The organism is Paenibacillus sp. 01T424 (assembly GCF_056398745.1).
On sequence record NZ_JBFTPZ010000019.1, the window covers coordinates 86,022 to 104,424 of the forward strand.

The 18,403-nt window shown below is 37.2% G+C and carries 12 protein-coding genes, 1 pseudogene and 1 riboswitch; of the genes and pseudogenes, 2 read left to right on the forward strand and 11 right to left on the reverse strand.

Annotated features, from left to right (window positions below):
- Nucleotides 1-150 precede the first annotated feature (150 nt).
- On the forward strand, nt 151-282 hold the full coding sequence (locus AC1DPK_RS16115; protein WP_256710911.1) for a hypothetical protein: 132 nt from the start codon (nt 151-153) through the stop codon (nt 280-282).
- On the opposite strand, the gene AC1DPK_RS16120 is transcribed toward AC1DPK_RS16115, so the two are convergent.
- Nucleotides 275-514 carry an aspartyl-phosphate phosphatase Spo0E family protein gene (locus AC1DPK_RS16120; protein WP_430056201.1) on the reverse strand — a complete coding sequence of 80 codons (240 nt, stop codon included), beginning with the start codon at nt 512-514 and terminating at the stop codon, nt 275-277. The two genes, AC1DPK_RS16115 and AC1DPK_RS16120, sit on opposite strands and share 8 nt — an antisense overlap.
- Nucleotides 510-2,015 carry an alpha/beta fold hydrolase gene (locus tag AC1DPK_RS16125; RefSeq protein ID WP_477510961.1) on the reverse strand — a complete coding sequence of 502 codons (1,506 nt, stop codon included), beginning with the start codon at nt 2,013-2,015 and terminating at the stop codon, nt 510-512. The genes AC1DPK_RS16120 and AC1DPK_RS16125 overlap by 5 nt, the downstream gene beginning before the upstream one ends.
- Before the next feature lie 151 nt (nt 2,016-2,166).
- On the opposite strand from AC1DPK_RS16125, the gene AC1DPK_RS16130 reads away from it, so the two are divergent.
- A complete protein-coding gene (locus AC1DPK_RS16130) occupies nt 2,167-7,320 on the forward strand; it encodes an S-layer homology domain-containing protein (RefSeq protein ID WP_477510962.1) in 5,154 nt (1,717 codons plus the stop codon).
- A 99-nt stretch (nt 7,321-7,419) separates the two neighbouring features.
- On the opposite strand, the gene AC1DPK_RS16135 is transcribed toward AC1DPK_RS16130, so the two are convergent.
- The 9 genes and pseudogenes from AC1DPK_RS16135 to AC1DPK_RS16175 all read right to left on the reverse strand — a co-directional run bounded on the left by AC1DPK_RS16135 (nt 7,420) and on the right by AC1DPK_RS16175 (nt 18,391).
- On the reverse strand, nt 7,420-8,379 hold the full coding sequence (locus tag AC1DPK_RS16135) for a copper amine oxidase N-terminal domain-containing protein (protein WP_477510963.1): 960 nt from the start codon (nt 8,377-8,379) through the stop codon (nt 7,420-7,422).
- 24 nt (nt 8,380-8,403) lie between these two features.
- Nucleotides 8,404-9,138, reverse strand: a complete 735-nt coding sequence (locus tag AC1DPK_RS16140; protein WP_477510964.1) for a hypothetical protein — start codon at nt 9,136-9,138, stop codon at nt 8,404-8,406.
- A 156-nt stretch (nt 9,139-9,294) separates the two neighbouring features.
- On the reverse strand, nt 9,295-9,447 hold the full coding sequence (locus AC1DPK_RS16145; protein WP_430055687.1) for a hypothetical protein: 153 nt from the start codon (nt 9,445-9,447) through the stop codon (nt 9,295-9,297).
- A gap of 47 nt (nt 9,448-9,494) precedes the next feature.
- Nucleotides 9,495-9,579, reverse strand: a riboswitch (cyclic di-GMP riboswitch).
- 1,681 nt (nt 9,580-11,260) lie between these two features.
- A complete protein-coding gene (locus AC1DPK_RS16150; RefSeq protein WP_477510965.1) occupies nt 11,261-12,484 on the reverse strand; it encodes a glycosyltransferase family 4 protein in 1,224 nt (407 codons plus the stop codon).
- A gap of 5 nt (nt 12,485-12,489) precedes the next feature.
- The gene (locus AC1DPK_RS16155) at nt 12,490-13,947 is read right to left on the reverse strand and encodes a lipid II flippase MurJ (RefSeq protein WP_477510966.1); all 1,458 of its coding nucleotides are present in this window, start codon (nt 13,945-13,947) and stop codon (nt 12,490-12,492) included.
- Nucleotides 13,940-15,088 (reverse strand): glycosyltransferase family 2 protein, encoded by a 1,149-nt coding sequence (locus tag AC1DPK_RS16160; protein ID WP_477510967.1) that lies wholly within the window; start codon nt 15,086-15,088, stop codon nt 13,940-13,942. The genes AC1DPK_RS16155 and AC1DPK_RS16160 overlap by 8 nt, the downstream gene beginning before the upstream one ends.
- 128 nt (nt 15,089-15,216) lie before the next feature.
- Nucleotides 15,217-15,372: pseudogene (locus AC1DPK_RS16165) on the reverse strand (DapH/DapD/GlmU-related protein); the annotation flags it as partial.
- Between the two features lie 356 nt (nt 15,373-15,728).
- Nucleotides 15,729-16,922 carry a glycosyltransferase gene (locus AC1DPK_RS16170; protein WP_477510968.1) on the reverse strand — a complete coding sequence of 398 codons (1,194 nt, stop codon included), beginning with the start codon at nt 16,920-16,922 and terminating at the stop codon, nt 15,729-15,731.
- Nucleotides 16,923-17,167: 245 nt separating this feature from the next.
- The gene (locus tag AC1DPK_RS16175) at nt 17,168-18,391 is read right to left on the reverse strand and encodes a glycosyltransferase family 2 protein (RefSeq protein WP_477510969.1); all 1,224 of its coding nucleotides are present in this window, start codon (nt 18,389-18,391) and stop codon (nt 17,168-17,170) included.
- Between the last annotated feature and the right edge of the window lie 12 nt (nt 18,392-18,403).

Genomic DNA, 18,403 nt, shown 5'->3' on the forward strand with positions numbered 1-18,403 from the left:
GCCGGCGGCGTTGAAATTTTTAACTGAGAAATAAAGAAATATAATCCATCAATTATCAATATAAATGATATAAAAGTCCTATTTCAATATAGTCAATAAGCCTAAAGTTTGGTATTATAACTAAAAAGAAGTGAAATGAGGGCGATAGACATGTCTAGTTATTTAATGTTTACTGAGCTATCAACGCCATTGAAATGGTTTGGAATTCGGATTTTCAAGGATGAGAACGGCAGCTACTGGTATAAATACAAACAAAATAAACGTAAACGTATTTTTAAATAGAGCTATCGTCATCTAATAATGTACGTGATGCACAATTTTCCTCATTCATGCAGCCTCTCTCAAATCTTACGCAATCATAGCAATTAAGAACAAGATCAAGCGCCCTGCTTGCTCCCAACACTTCATCAGCTTGATAAGACTGGCACACTAATAGCTTATCGATCATTTCCTGCCGCAGCAACTCAATCGTCTGCTCTAGCTTTATTTTGTGTAGAACAGTATTTCTATTAATGGTCCCTCACCTCTCCCTGAGCATGCGTATTACGAACGGTATCAACATTTAGTTCCTCGCTATACATATTGCTTATTCTTCTCATCACTTGACTAGCCGCTGCAAAATCGCCATCTTTTTTATAGCTATCTGCGAGCGATTCAACAAGTCCCAGCAGCATGTATTCCAGCCTGCTTCGTTCCTGAACCGCCCAGTTATCGTACAAGCCTGCGAGCATTTCTTCTACAGGATAGACAAGCAATTCTTTAATAAGAATAAATTTCCTTAGTGCTCTTTTCTCCATATGAGCTTCTTCAAGTGACTGAATCCATTTCAGCAAGTCACACACGACAACCGCGTTCAGCTTAACATGGCTGCGATTAGCAACAATCGGATTCGTCCCCGCCGTATCGAACAATCCTTTTAAATGAGAAAGACTAACTCGCAGCAAATTACTTGCTTTGCTAATCTCTGCAAGTGGCCATAACGCATCGCATAACTGTTCTCTGGTCGGATTCGGGTAAAACATTAAGTAAACAAGCAATCTCTTCGCATTACGCTGCTGCCAGCCACTCGGTATTTCCTGGCCATTAATAAATACACGAAATGCTCCAATTAGCTTGACCTCGAGCAGCACATCCTTGCTTGGAGTACTCTTATAGGCATCGCCAAACATTTTAATGGCATCGATCCTCATTAACCCAAGCAGCGGATCACCGACATGAGTGCTCTCCGTGCTACTTAAAGGGTTGGAGAGGAAATCTAATATCTTCTGAGCAGCATAGGTCTGATTATCTATAAACACCAAGCTAGCTGCATCAGGCACCGTTACCGAGAACGCATTCGGAATAAACTGCGCCGTAATCTTCGACATATAGGATGGATATATCGTATCTTTGTCCCCCGCCATAACGAGGCAAGGCTTATTAATTGCGGATAAGTCATCCAAAGGATTCTCGGCTGCAAAGAGCTCAATTAATTTAAAGTACACATCCATGTCGCACTGCAAGTACGCCTCTTTTACCCATCTTGTCTCTTCCCTATCCTGAGGCAGACAGGTCACTAAACTAGCCATCTGCTCCGCCAGTGCATCTGCCACACCGTTCTCAGCATAGCTCCGGCGCAGCTCAACCGAACGCTCCATTGCCTCAGGAGGATAAAACCCAATCGTCGAAATAAGAACAAACGACTTCACTCGCTCCGGGCGGCTCATTCCATACCTTGCAGCAAGATTGCCGCCAAGTCCGTGACCGACCAAATGTGCTTCCGTTATGCTATATAAGTGGAAAATTTCATCAAGATCATTGCAAAGCAGCTCCCATGTTAACTGAGAACCGTCATGTGATCGCTCTCCATGCCCACGCAAATCATACCGTACAACATGATACCGTTCAGTTAGCACAGCAGACAGCGGCTCCCAGACACGAGCATTTAGACCTAGACCGTGTAAGAGTACTACAACTTCAGCATCAGGATCAGAAGTGCACTGATTGAATTGGTAGAACAAATTAAATATGTCCATAGTCCCCCTACATTACCACTACTGTATGATTTTAGGTTAGTCTGTAATGCTAGTGTAATGCAAATTTTAGTACTATGGTAGTGGCTTTGCTAGTGAAATGAGTCATTTTTTTACATTTTACAACAAATTCTTGTAAGGGGAGACAAAAAACATGCAAAACAAGATGTTCAAAAGCGGCTTTTTGCTGCTGATGACAATGCTGCTTGCTTTAGGTAATGCTTTTACCGTTATGGCAGCAAGCTCTGTAGAAATCATCTCGACGACTACACAGCAGGACGGCACCAAAAATGTCGTACTAAATAGTACAATCGATGTTGAGAAAGAAGATTTCGGAGCAATGATGGGTGGAAAATCCATCGAATTTACGTTGATCGATGCCGAGGATAAGAAAGTCGGTAGTGCTATCACAAAACAAATCCAGGAGAATGAGGTTACGGTTTCTGGTTCAACGTATTCCATCCCCTTCTCTGGACTGGAATTTTCCAGTCTGAAGCCTGGCGCATCCTATACACTAAAAGCCGCTTTCCACAGTAATGTAAAGCCTCTTGCATGGGAGCAAACCGTAAACATTTTACCTTCTAGCTACAGCTTCAAGATTGAGCGCACGCCAAAAGGCGATACCAAATCCACTATTGCCATCAATGACACAATTCGTTCGGATGACGATAAAGTTATGGTAACGCTGCTTGATGAATATGGTAAGCCGATTGCCGGGAAGCAAGTTAGCGTCCTTAACCATGCTACCCATACAACGAATGCTGAGGGGCAGTTCCCTTTAATCGGATTCTCTATTATCCAACCAAATTATTTCAACCCAGTACTCTTCTTACAGGTCGATCAAAATAAAGATACCTACACAGTTGGTACCGTCTATCTTCAAGACGTTCTAGATAATCGCTTTCCGAACTATAAAGTAACTGAGCTGCGCTATTTGGATAAGAACAGTAAGCTGTTCCAAGGAACCACCATCCGCGGTTGGTTTAGTAATAGCCAAGGAGACCGCGCAGAATTCTCTGCCCCAAGCGTTATGGTCGCCTTGACGAATGGAAAGTTCGGCAATTATCAAGTAATGATTAAACCGCAATCCAACACAGATACCTATTTGTACAGCTTGAGCAATGAAGAGCTCACGCCTGCAACAGGTGAGCAGCGCAAAACGACTATCCTTAACGCGGCTGCATACAGCAAGCAATCTTTCGCTTATAGCTGGAACAGTGAGCCTGTAGGAGTAGAATCGCTTAGCCTCATTAATAACAGTGGCTTTAAGCAGGTTTACTATCAAAATGACGATCCTCTTGCAAATGTAGATTCACTCTATATTGCAAAAGGAACTGCCTACCAATTCATCGCTACCCTTAATCTCCCTAATGGCGATAAAGCTGTTGTGAAGGATTTGCTAAACACAAATGAAGCATCACATACATTTGCAGATCAACTGAATAAAGATAACTTTTCTGCACTCAGCATCGCTGCTGATTATAAAACCGCAGCCGACAAGACCGCACTGCGTATTGCTTATTTAAATGACAGATACAACTATCAAGAACAGACCATAAATCTTGCAAGCAATAATCAGCTTTATGTAGAGAAGAATAAGCAAATTTATAAGCTGAACGCTGCGATTAACAGCAATAGAGATGAGGCTATTCTCGACTCCTACTTTACACCGACGGATAATAGTTATTTTTATAAATCCGGTAAAAGCATTAACACGGAGATAACTGCAGGCGTAGAAAAGAGAAACATTTTAGAGGAGCGTACCGAGCTTATCTTAGGTGAAACGTTCAAGCTCAAAGCACTACTAAAAGATGAAAATGGTCAAACCATTGACCGTAGAAGTGATCTCAAAATACTCGTCTCGAAAAACAATGCATCGTACCTTGAATATAACTACCTGAGCTGGTCTAGTGACAAGCAAAACGGTAAATTGACTCAAGTATATAACAACGAATTCCGTCCAACGGAAACGGGAAATTATGTCGTTAAAATTATGCAAAGAAATAATCAAGAAAATTGGATTGAACGCAGCAACACTAGCTTTACTGTTGGACCAAAGCATGAATTTGACTTAGAAATTCGCGATCAGAATGGCACCCTTGTAGATATGGTTAACAAGCCTTATCTCACATCTGATATTGTTGAGAAATTATCCATTACTGTTCGTGAACATAAATCCGGTATGGTCGGAGATCCCGTTGAAGGTGTGTCCCTCTTCTTATATGGCCAAGAACATACAAGCAAGTCAGATGCCAACGGCCTTATAACTTTATCGAAAATTTATGCCGGTGGTCACAATGATCTCACATTCAGCAAAACTGGCTATTTGGACAAAACCATTGATCTCATGGCTATTAATTCAGAGAAGCAAGCTGTCATCCGTGTTTCTGGGCTCGATAAGCGTGAAGAAAGCGATAAGCTGAATGTAGTTGGTGGAGTGCCAATGAAGAATGCTACCGTATTTGCTACTATTCAGTCTGGTGATACCGTTCAAAAACAACAAGATTATCTTAATGAAGATGAAACAGTAAGCTATTTGATTGTTCCATCACCATCAACCGTAAACTTGGATTTTGTTCGCAGAGTTAATATGAGCAGCAGCAATAGCGGTTCACCTTTTGGCTATTATATGCTGGGCTCCGTGAAGACCGAACCAGGCAAAGACTACAATGTTGTACTCGATGCAAGGCAACCTCTTCAGCAGGTGTCTACCGTCAATTTAACCAAACAAATGGACGAAGTAACGATTGCACGCAAAGAACTCTCTGGTGTCGAATATCTACCTTACCTCATCGACGATAACCAAGGAGAAAACAACCGTTTCTATGCAACAAAGGGAACTTATAACGTAGTAGCAAGAACCATGGAAGGCAATATCATTTATTTGGAAAATGTTGAGCTGAACCAAGATGTGAATACACTTGATATTCCAACCCAATCAAGCTCCCTCGCCCGAGTAAAGGTGCTTGGAGACGCAACAATTAATTCTGTAGCCTATATTACGGATAAGCAAACCAAACTAAGCGGATATGTACATTTTGAGGAAAACTTCGTTAATTTGACGCCGGGCAACGTAGCCGTTTCCATTAATGGATTTGACGGTTCGAAGCAATATCAATATGATGTGCGTTTGACGAAGGATGATTTAAAGGCGGGTACACAAAAAGAAATCACAACTTCCGCTCTTAAAGGAATTGATATTTTCGGTCTCGACCAATCCGGAAAAATTATGCTTCCTGTAGATCAACGCTGGATTAAACTCGGACTGGTTAATGAGAATGGCAATGAAGTACAGCTGTACAGTACGCCAGAGCTTATCGTATTTAACAATAGCTGGAGCAAAGGCTCAAATAATATTTTGCCGGAGGCTTCAAAAATTGTCATTAAGAACAGCAGTGGAACAGTTGTTCAAGACAGTACAGAAAATGAATACCTTCCTCAGTGGATATATATTGAAGTGGACGGCGAGTATACAATAACCRCATCCGTGACAATGGAAGGTAAGACATTCACGTTAAATAAAACAATTAAAGTGAGCACTGTTGGTGAAGAAGTTACAGAACCGGAAACGAAACCAACACCAACTCCAGACACTGGACCTGGACCGGGAACTGGACCAGGAGTTATCCCAACACCGTCTCCAACACCAGTGAATGTAGATAAAGGTTTACAAGACCTGCTAGAGAACAGCAAGACCGATAAAGACAAAGCTGACAAAGCAGCGGATCTCATTAACGCTCTTGTTAACTCAGTAAAGGATGTCAAGGATAGCAATGAAGCTGAGAAGTCTGTTCAGAATGTATCAGCAACGCTTGCTTCGGCATCTAAACTGCTTGAATCTATGCAAACAGCTAGTGAGAAAGCTAAAGTAGCGGCAACTATTACAGAGATGGTTAACAATACTAAATATGCTTTTGAACAAGTTGAGAATGGTCCGAAAGCGATCGAACTAGCTAAAGCTATCATCAAGGACACTGCTTCTGTTCTGAAAAACCTAGGTAACATAGATGCAGCACAGATCGATGCACTTAAAGATTCGCTTGTTTCACTTAGTAAAAAAGCAGTAGAAAAAGCTGCAACCGTCACTCTGGATAACAAGGATGTCAAAGTAGACGGCAATGCGCTTACGACAGCACTTGATGCGAAGAAAATCGGACAACAGCTAGAAACAACAAAAAAAGCTTTGGATGAAACGATGAGAGACCTTACAGGTGCAGTCGGAGCAGACAAAGCAACGAGCATCAACCCAGTTGTAACCATTAATATTCCAAAACAAAGCGAGAACGTCACTAAACTCGCTGCTGAACTGCCTTCTGAGATTTACCAAGCTGTGAAGGATAGTGGTCTTGCGGGACTTAAGCTCTCAATGGGCAACGTCGGTTTCACTGTTGAACCAGAAACATTCGGAAACGTAGCTAGCGGCCAAACGATCTCACTAGCAGCAGAAGTCGTGCATAATTTAACCGTAACTGCTCCAACTTCAGCCAAGCAAGTAGCAAACATACCTGTTATGGAGTTTAATGCATCGGTAGATGGCAAGAAGGTAGAAGCATTCAACAAACCAATTCCAGTATCATTTGATGTATCCAATATTGATACGACTAAATACTCGGAAGCGGATCTAGCTAACCTTACCGTTTACTTGTTGAATGAAAAAACGTTAACTTGGGAGCCTGTAGGCGGTCTTTATGATCCAATTACTAAAACCGTTAACGTAAATCGTGGACATTTCAGTAAATACACAGTTATGAAGGCTAGCCAAACGTTCACGGATATCGCAACCACACACTGGGCAGCGACAGCTGTAAATAGCCTTCTTAACAAAGGTGTACTTGATCAAACGACTACATTTAGTCCAAGCAAAAAAGTAACACGCGAGCAATTCGCTGCATGGCTCGTTCGCTCTTACGGCCTTGATGGGACCGGCCTAAGCCTCCCATTCAAAGACGTAGCTAAGGATAGCGAGTATTACGATGAAATCGCTGTGGCTTACGAACAAGGCCTAATTCAAGGTAAATCGGCAACTGCCTTTGAACCAAAAGCAGAAATTACACGTCAAGAAATTGCTACACTCTTATCCAGAGCACTTACAACTTTCAACAGCAAGAAACTAACTAGCGCAAGCACTGAACAGCTTAAAGGCTTCAAGGACAGCTCATCTATTGCCAGCTGGGCAAAAGATGGCGTTGCACTTCTTAAGCAGCAGAAGCTAGTAACAGGCTACCAAGACGGTACTTATAAGCCGAATCAAACCACGACCAAAGCGGAAGCGGCAGCACTTATCTACCGCATTTACACGGGTCAATAACACAAACTAAAAAGGCAGTAGAGAAGTCAATTAGACTTCGCTACTGCCTCTTTTCTGTTCTTTTAGGCTAATTAAAACTATATCCGTATAGAAGCAATGCTACATCAAACCCTCTGCAATAGCTCTTCCTGCTTCAAGCTCTTTGTTAAAGGCTTCTCTGTAGGAAGCAAGAACGTCTGTGCTATACCCATTCGTCGTCAGCTTAGCTTTCGTATCTGTCATGATAACTTCAAACTTTGCAGAGCAATTGTCTACTTCTTGAAGTCCTTTAGCTTTAAGCTGAGCTTGAACCGTCTTATCCGTTGCCCCTACATACTGCAATCCAATATCCATAAGAGTTACCTTGCAGCTTTCTTTCAGCGCAGCAAGCTTGTTCTCTGCTTCTGCCGTAATTTGTTCATACGTCGGTTTAACTGGTACGCCACCACCGCCGGCATTACCCGTACCGCCTGTACCACCAGAGCCTCCAGTTCCGCCACCCGTGCCTGGAAGAACGACTCCGCCGCCACCTTGCTCAGCTCGATATGCTGCTGACTCACCGCTAACTGTTTTCGTCACCGGATCGTAGCTAATCTGCGTGCCTACTGATTCTGACAAGAAACGAATGGGCACATAGATCGAGCCTTTATAGGCATAGAGGGATTGACCAGTCGGCAATGCCTTCATCTTTCCATTAAACACAAGAGTTGCATTAACTGGCTGTATCGCAATTGTAACGCTCGTTTGCGGCTTCTGGCTGCCCGTAGCGGCACTCTGCAATTGTTTCTTCAGCGCAGCAAGCTCTTTCTCTGTTGGCTCGGAGATCGTCGCTTTCGCACCATCCCAATTTACTGTTTTTAGCAGCGCGTAAGAAATATAACGAATCGGTACATATGTACTTCCTTGATAAATAAATGAATATTGTCCATCGGGCAGTTTAAGCGCTTGTCCATCAAATTGCAGCTTAATGGGCTGTGTCTTTGTCTTAATCGTTTCGGTTGCTGCGGATGCAGCGGTTGCAAGTACGGATGACAACATCATTACAACTAGAAAAATAGATAGAATACGTGACTTTTTCATAGAGCCTCCTCAGAATAGTAAAGCTTACTTGTTTAGCGAGTTTGCAATTATTGCAAGCGCATTGGCTCTAGCACCAGCCTTCGCACTCTCGTATTGCGCGCTCCAATCCGGAAAGCTTTGCTCACCTAGATCAGCTGCTTTATACTCGCTCTTGGCATTGCTTATTAATTGATTGAACCTGGCATCACAATCGGCTTCCGCAGAAAATACCTTATTCAGGTATTTACTTTGAATAGTAGCAAGTGTAGCTTCTTCATCCCCGCTAAGCTCTTTCGCAATCTGCTTAACCAAGCTATTGCTGGTTGCTTGACACGAAGATTTCAGTTTTTCCAGCTTTGCTGTAACCGATGCATCAATCTCTTTTTTCTTCTGGGACTTATTTTCGGAGTTTGTAGATCCCTTATCCGGCTTTTGTCCCTTGTCTACATTATTAGACGCTTCATCTGGCGGCAAAGTTGCGCTCGGACTAGGTTTAAGGACTTCATCTGGCTGCGTCGTTGGAACTAGATCAGGCTCTTGTGATGGAGTAGCATCAGGTTCTGAAGTCTGAGCTGCCTGATTAGAAGGTTGTTCATCTGGCTGTTCCGTAATATTCGGCGACTCTTGTCCTGCATTACTATCTGCAGTTTCTTCAAGACGCCCATTCAGTTCATCTACCTGATTTAACTTCGAATAGAGACTCATGCTTCCATAAATGACAATACCGATAACAACGAGAGCACCTGCGATAATCATTAGTTTTTTGTTCGTTTTTTTCATTGTTTTGGTTTCATATGAGCCACTAAAGAAGCAATGATTGCATATGAATCTCCTTTTTAGATTTTAAAATAAAAAAAGCTGACGCTTCATAATGACGGGGCGTCAGCTTGCGGATATAGCGTTTTCAGATCTGTCAACGACGCCATTCGTGCTAGTTCATGAGACAGCCGCTAGTTTATTTTTGTGATAAACAATTCTCAAATAAATCTCCATGCGCTTTTTCTCATCTAAGCAATCTTCCCACAGCAATTCATTGAATCCCATACAGAGCTGATGCCATTCACGTACAACGTTTGCGCGCATGAACATAATAATAACCTCCATGTTTCCACATAAACCACGCGGGAGGCACGATATTCGGTAGCTGGCTGGCAGTCTTTTAAAAGATAAGCCCCTATAGCTTTGCGTCACCACTTTTCAATGGTTTTGCCTTTATCGTGTGGTTATGCGGTTGTTTTGTTTAATGGTATGGTAACAAAATTATGGGAGTGTGTACAGGGCTTAGAGCTGATTCAGTCCATAACGGCATAATATTTAAACCTACTATTTTTAAAGGTTTTAAAAATTCTACAATCCTACTTATCCCATCTTCAAAACGTCAGACTAATAAATTGGCCTTCCTTTACCCGCAGGACATCCTTGATGAAACCGTCAATCCCCTAGCATAGTACTACCATATAAAGTGTGGTAGGTATGGTACACACGAGTTATTCTGCTTTTTCTTTATCTTGGTAAGGTGAAATAGAAAAATCTTCAACATCATCCTAAGGAAAAGAAACTTTTGTGTTATTTCCGTAAATGGGATAGGAGGATACAAAGACGTATCATTTTAGGTTTACCGTTCCATTAATATGAACTAACCCATTTTTTTTGATTTTATTTAGTTAATTCAGACAACATAGAAGTATTTATCTAATCTATAATACACATGTACCATGTTGGAGTGACTAAATTTTCATTGTAATATTTTTTAAAACAATAAAGTGAACAAATATGGACAATGAAAGACATCTTTTACATCCGAGTTATTATAATTATTTTACATGTTTCAAAGTTCTATTAATTTTCGGCAATTAACTTTAGTTAAACATACAACACAAAATAAGAATTCTTAGTTCTGTATTTTAGCTGTTCATTCTATTCTCTCTAATTATGGATGTATCTGGGATTAGATTCTCATTAAAAAGACAAAGACTGCCTGTTCAAAATTCGTTTTTTCATTTTGCTCGAAGCTCTGCTTAGCGTTCTAGTTCAACATAGTATGTGGCACTGAAATCATTGATACTTTCCGTCGGTTGGCTATGGGTTGTCGGTTCATTTTTCATTTGAAAGAGCAATCCGTTTACCTGCTCCTGTGACTTCCCCCTCCAACGCCACCGCCTACCTGCTCCTCTTCGCAGTGTTGACTATTTGTAATGCTTTTGAAGAATGTACTTTAAGGTTTCGTATTTTGATTCAAAAATGTCAAACAGATATGAATAACCTACTTTACAGATTGGACAAAAATATTTGTCCATGTATGCATCCTGTTATTAAATGCGACGTTTGATATCAATGTGTGCTCTCGAACCCATAGCCTTAGATTGCTAAACCATAGGTGTTAAATCATATCTAGCATCCGTAAGCAAAAGCGAAACTATCAGTTCAGACTGCCTTTCGGCTAACCCTCCCGGCAAGGAGATAGACATCTTCCCATCATTTTTCACGATCACCTTTGGGTTTGCAACCAAACTTTTCTCTTGGAATCTCAGCTGCTATCCAATCCGTATCCTCATTCTTCTTTTCTAGTTGGCGATCTCTAGCTACAACTGGGATCATGTCCTGTTGGAGCTCGTAACAATGTAACAAAAGAACATAATTGAGCTGAGTCGATGCTCTTAGAAAGCTTTCTCGGATACAACGCGTAAGAATGGATTATTATCTAAGGTCTCAAAGAGATAATCGTAGGTGTCTTTACGTGAAATTCCCGATATTTTGCATGGGAAACAGACTTTCTTGTTGAATATTTGAAGATGCTCATTTCTCTTCTCTTCAGTGTCTGGTAGGGATACTAAACACATTGAAATTTGGGGAGGCACTCCTTTTTATGTTCTAAAACTTTTGACCCAGTAAGGCTTTGGAATTATGAAATTGATTCAGATTGATAAAAATCCACAAACTTTTCTCCATGCTTTACATAGCCATGGTGTTCTTTTGCATACCTATGTGCTTCGGTGGATATATCTTGTCGCAATTCATTTGACATTAACATCTCTGATATTTTTTTTGCCAACTCTTCTGGATCTTGTTCTTGAACCAATAATCCATTTTCATAGTCTTTAATAACTTCTTTCATTCCTCCTATTGCGCTGGCAATCACTATTTTCCCACAAACCATTCCTTCAAGCATACTTAACGAAGTTGCTTCTTCTACATCATCTGATTTAATTGAAGGCATTAATAAAATATCAGTCATTTTATAAAATTCATCTATATGTGCATGCTCTACAGCACCAATAAATCTAACATATTCATCCAAATTGTTGCTTTTAACATATTTTTCTATATACTGTTTTTCTGGTCCATCTCCTACGATAACCAAATACGTATTTTTCACTCCATTATTTACAAGCTGCTGTAATGATTTAACGGAAAATATTACACCATTTTTTTTCACTAATCTCCTTGCTACTAATAGCATCTTTTTCTTCTCATCTATTCCCCATTTATTTCTTAATTTGCTTTTCAATTGTTCGTTCACAGGATGGAATCTTTGGTCATCAATAGAATTATAAATAACTTCCATCTTTTTATTATAATTGAAATATTCTAAAACATAATTTTTTAATCTAGTGTCTACTGTTACTACACCACTTACATTTGTTACTGCTTGTTTTTCTAAATTAATAGAATACTCAAAAACCTGATTTTCCTGATCTTTAGAAAAATAACCGTAATTTATTGCTTCTCTAGCAAAATACCCATGCAATGTTAAATATATAGGTATGTTTTTATTAGCTTTAACTAGTGCTCGTTTACACGCTACAGCTGCCATAACATCCTGTGCAGATATATAATCAAAAGTTCTTAGAGAAAGAGTCTGTGTAACCAATTTAGTCATTTCGTTTATCTTATTTTCTACAATTCTGATAAAGACACCAGATTTACTTTCCAATTTAATAGTTCTTAATAACTTATATTTAATTCTTTGTTTTTGAAACTCGAAACCTTTAAGGACTTTCGGATAGACAACTTCAGTATAATGTCCATTTTCATTCCATGCTTTTTCAAGCAACTCTTGATGAATATGTTTTCCACCAACCTTAATACTTTTAGAATTGTCCGCTGATACAAGTAGTATATTCAATTAAATCACTCACCTTTATGTAGTCTCCTTAAAAAGGAAAAATTTATAAACCTATTCTTTATCAATAAAAAGATTATTAATACATTTATAAGATTCATAAAAACGGTTTGCTCGTATACTAGACATATTATGTTTGAGAATATAGTTAATAGTCCGATCATCAAATTAGCCTTACTTAATATACTAATAGAGTACTTTCTTTTCAAAAAAATATTTAATGCTATAGTTGAAAAGATGGACGTCAGCAAAGTTGTTGTCGCGAGTGTGTAAACACCGTATTTTCCAACAAATAAGAAATTAAGTATAATATTCATTATTATAAAAGTTAAACTAACTATTGTGGGTATGACTGTTTTCTTGAAAGAATAAAATATTTGTATTATTAATCCTCCCGCTCCTGTGTAAAGGTTAATAGGAAAATAAATAAGCATCAATTCAAAAATCAACTTTACGTTCTCTTCTGTCATCTGTCCTCTCAAAAATACTAAATTCAAACCGTAAAGACCGAAATTTTGCAAAAGTATCAAAATAAGTATAAATATCACCAATAAAATATTCGAAAACTTTTTAACTTTTTCTTGAACAGCTTCTAACTTATTCTCTGCAATTAGGGTTGAAATAAAAGAATATGCTGCTCCTGCAACTGGGGATGTGACAGTGCTACCCACGAGAGTTATGATTAAAAAAGAATATGTTAATGCTGAAATATCCCCAGGATTTAAGTTAGAAGCAAATCCCTTATCAACAAAATTATTTATTACTCCCATCCCACCACCAAGTATAAGTGGTAATGAAAACCATATTAACTTTATAACTTCTTTATCTAGGCCAGTAACCTTTTTGGGAATGACTAAAAGAAAAAAAATGAATCCTATCAATATTCCTATTAATTGGCTCAGAACTATAAAGATAAATTGTTTTTCTATAAATAGCCATAACGTTACAAGTGAAACAACAGCCGAAATAAAATTAATTATGTTGCTGACTCCAAAAATTTTTTCTGCCCGAAAATATCCTTCCATAGCTTTCATAAATAACTGAAAATGCGCTGATATTAAGAGAACAATGCTAAATTCATATACATACTTAATTTCCTTATCTGAAAATCCAGGAGCTAGTAACTTAATGATGAAATCATAAAAAAAATAAAATAATATTGAACTAATCATTAACAAAATTATATTTAATAATGCTACACTATAAATGAAATTCACTTTTTGTTGATCTGTTTTGCGTTCATTTAAAAAGGGAATAACTCCAGCCAAAATAGCATCTGATATTAAGTTTATAGGTGTTGTAATTATAGTAGTTGCAAAGTTAAAAGAGTCCGTAATTTTAGATAATCCAAATTGAGTTGTGATAATAATGTTTCTTAAAAACGATAATACTTTTGCAATATTGTCAAATATGAATAATATTTTAACTGCCTGTTGAAAATTACTTTTTTTTAAAAATCTACTCATAAACAACCTCGTAATAAAATCCATAGAAATTTATAGCTACTTCTACTGCTTTCTTTGATTCCATGTCATGGACTAATATATAATTATAATTTTCCTCCAGTATTTTTTTATAAAATAAATTTAATTGAGCACTTTTATAGTCTTTATAAAAGTTACGTGCATCTTTACCAAAATAATGCTGTTCCTGACTATACTTGATTTCTAGACAGTTGTTTTTTTTGGAACTCATTCTTTTATTTATTGAATCAATTGTCTTAGTCAATTGCTTTTTTGCTAAATCTGAATGTTCTTGACTCACCATATCACTTAACCATAAGCTATAATACTTTTTCAAAAAAGGCCAATTGGAATTGATCTCACTCTTGAGTTTATACATTTTATGTAAACCAAACCTATTGATTACTTTGTGAATAAAAGGATTTAATATTAGAGGATACAATGAAAACGTTTTTTCAAAAAAATGTTTATAAATCGTTCGTTGAGTGCCGTTATAAACCACGAATTTACCAACATCTGAATTTATATAATTCTCATTAAATACTCTATACTTATACCAAGAATCAACTTTTTTTAAATTAAGTAACGGTGTAGCGAGGTAATATATTGTATTATCTCGTATATAATTAGGTATTATATTTTTGTCATATACCACCTTTTTTACCGCAAAGATATCTCCAATCAAATTAGATCCTCTTGTCCAAAAAATCCGCTTAAGCAAATCATTTTTCTTAAACTCAGCTGTTTTAATTGTACCTGTCACACTAGAGCTCGCATCTATCGTGATTAGATCAGCATATAGACCATCTATGTTAGGATTGTTTTCAAATTCCTTGATAATATCTACTAATGAGTTTGCATTATTTAGTAAATCATCTGAATGAAGAAGCATTACAATGTCGCCTGTTATTAATGTACTTCCATTTTGAAGTGCGTTTAATTGATCACTATTCTCTTGATAAATGTACTTAATTTCTCCATTTTTAAATTCTCTTATTTTATTCTCTGTACTATCCGTTGAACCGTCGTTAATAACAATTAGTTCCCAATTTTTATATGTTTGTTCAATAATCGATTTAATACTTTTCTGTATATATAATTCATCGTTATATGTAGGCATTAAAATTGATATTTTATAACTCATGATTAACGGTTCTCCTTACTGTCATTATTATATTGATAATTAATTTTACAATGACTTGTCGTAATCACTAACAAACCAACTTGTTCTGATCACTTTGTTGACTTATTCTATTTATCAGTTTACAGAATCCTTTTTTTAACCACACGACCGGGATTACCCACAAATACTGAATATGAATCCACATCCTTTGACACCACTGCACCGGCACCAATAATGCAACCGTCACCTATAGTAACACCAGGCAAAATGATTACTCGTTGTCCAATCCAAACATCGTTACCTATTACGACGGGACGCATAGCTTCAAAACCCTGTTCTATCATAGGTATATCAACTCTGTCATGCCTATGATTGGTAGTGAAAACAATAACTTCTGGTCCCATCATTACATTATTTCCAATTTCAACTTCACCAGTGATTAGACAGTTTATACCTATACCTGAATCGTTCCCTAGTGACACTTCTGTGGAATAAATTGCTCCTTTTTCTATATTGATATTTTTCCCAACATATTTAAGACGCTTTGAAGCAATTATTCCTCTTGTCCTCTTTGAGAGAGTATTATACCAACTACCATCTGAGGTAGGTAACAACTTTGCTATTCTATATGCAATATTCCAAAATATTGAATTAATAATAATTACCTCCTGTTATCCATAAGTCTATATAATTTATTTACTTGGTTACTATTATCTAAATCCTCATGCTTAAGCGATTGCGATAACCTGTCTCTTAACTCTTTTGATTCCAGAAGCTTCTTAACTCCTTCAGCTATATCTCCAGCGTTAATAGATACAACAATTCCTGTTTCCCTATTGGTTATCTGCTCCTTGAAAGCAGGTATATCAGTAACAACTATAGGTCGATAAAGAATCTTGGCTTCAGTGACCGTCATACCATTCGATTCAGTTAATGATGGTTGCACATATACATCACAATTAAGCATAAAAGGATAGGGATTTACCTTGGTGCCTAATAGTATAAAATAATCCTCAAGCCCTCGATGGCTTATCTCCCTTTCTATCTCAGTGCGAATATGCCCATCTCCAACAATATACCACCTTATATTGTATCCCTGTCTTATAAGTAACTCACATGCATTTACTGCCAAAAGTATTCCTTTTTCCGGTGCAAGACGGCTGACAGTAGCAATTCTCGTTCCCTTAAAATCATCAGTATAACCCTCTTCAAGTGACTTCCTTTGAATTTCTGAAGGAGATATTATATTTTCAATTATATGTATTTTTTCGGATATATCAGGAAATGTTCTACACAATGAGTTGTAGCTTTCTTTCCCTACAGTAACAATGTTATGTGCAGTTTTAAAATAATAATAATCCATATTTGGTTGAAAAATCCCCGTCTTAAAACCAGCTTCATAATTAAAATGATTATAGAGTATTTTGTTATTTGCTTTCACCTTATCTATAACAAAGTAATTACAAAATACATCAGCGTAACTAATCGCAACATCATACCTCTCGTTTGCATGAAACAGGACTTTTTTGAAGAATGTCCAATAAATTTTCCATTTAAAGTTTGGAAATAACCTTCCTAAAATTGCCCCAGTAAGTCTTGCAACGCGGATAATGGCTAGCCTACATTTATTAAAGATCAAATCCTTTTTTGTCAGTGATATAACAGAGTTCGGAAGTAGCGGAGTTAGTAACTTTACATGTGGTGGAATTTCATTTAGAAATACTCCCTCATTCTCAAAGAGAAGAAGATGAACCTCATATTTTTCGTAATCAATATTCTTTAATAACGATAGTAAACTTTTCTCAATCCCCCCAGCTCCCAGGTGATTGGATACAAACAAGATTTTTTTTTTCATTTTCCCACCTTACTCTCATAAACTCTTTCAAAAAGCTCTAATTTACTTCCATGTGAAACTGACAAGTGTGGTTCCTTTCACATCAGGCATCACTTGCATCTTCAGGAACTTTTAGCTATATTTCTTATCAATCAACAGGGCAACGAACAGGAGTTTGTCCCTTATCGAGCCACTTTTGAAGGTGCTCTATGATAATCATGGGCTCTTTTAATCTGTTCAATGAAAAAATGACGTTCTTTTAAATCTCATTGACTTTTGAAAAAAACATTGTTGATGACATCCAATTCCAACCACTTCCAAAGCCCCATTACTATATTTAGTTTAGGATTGTAAGGTGGGAGAAATACAAACGCGAGTCTTCCGCGCAGTTCATCAAGAAAAGGACGAAGCATTTTCGCGATCGTCGTGATTATAATTTCTATAATTCTTTTTTTTGCTTTATACCTGAATCTAAGGATTTGTATTAATGCAGCTAAATCTATTAAATTTAAAGTATATAAAATCGAGAATATTCTAGAAAAGTATCTCCAATCTTTTCTTGGAACCTCTTTCAAGTATCTTCCTAAAGCTAGATTTTTTATTCCTTCACCTATAATTTTTGATTTTTTAAACTTTTTTATTTCACTTTTTATTCCACTTAATGTATATTTTGAAAATCCGAAGCAGTTTAAACAAGTATTATCAATGGCAGTAAATGAATTATAAGAGATAAGGTCCTGGTTCTCTTTAACTTTATTCATCTTCTCTGTATAATTATAAAAACTTGTTACTAAATCTATGTATCTATCCGCCAATCCTTTTTTATAGGAATTTGAAATCGATGAACTATTTTTATAGTAATAGTATGTATCATCATTAATCAATTCAATATTCGGATAATTCACGTATAGTTTGAGATTAAAAAGAAAATCTTCACCATAATATATATTTTTCTCGAACTTTATATCTAGTGATTTAACATACTCAGTTCTATAAAGTTTATTACCAGCACAAGCACCGAAACTTTTACCAAAGAAATATATAAATTTCTCCTTAGAGTCCATTAAGTTTTTTTTCTCAATTCTATCTTTATCAAAAGTAAAAGTTGAATCAACAACTCCATTCTCATCCACACTGATCAATTTACCTGTCAGAATATCGGCCTTTGTTCTTTTTGCTCGTTTTATAAATATATCAATAGTTTCCGAGCTAATGAAATCATCGGAGTCAAGCAAGTAAAAGTAAGCTCCTGTAGCAATATTAATACCTGTATTTCTTGCTTCTGAGACTCCCTCATTACTTTTATGTATTACTATTATTCTTTTATCTTTTAATGCATACTCATTGCATATTTTTTCGCTGTTATCTACAGAACCATCATTAACTACAATAATTTCCAATTTTTTATACGTCTGGTTTATAACACTCTCTAAACACTTATTTAGATATCTTTCTGCATTATAAACCGGAATTATAATACTTATCTTCATATTAACCTCACT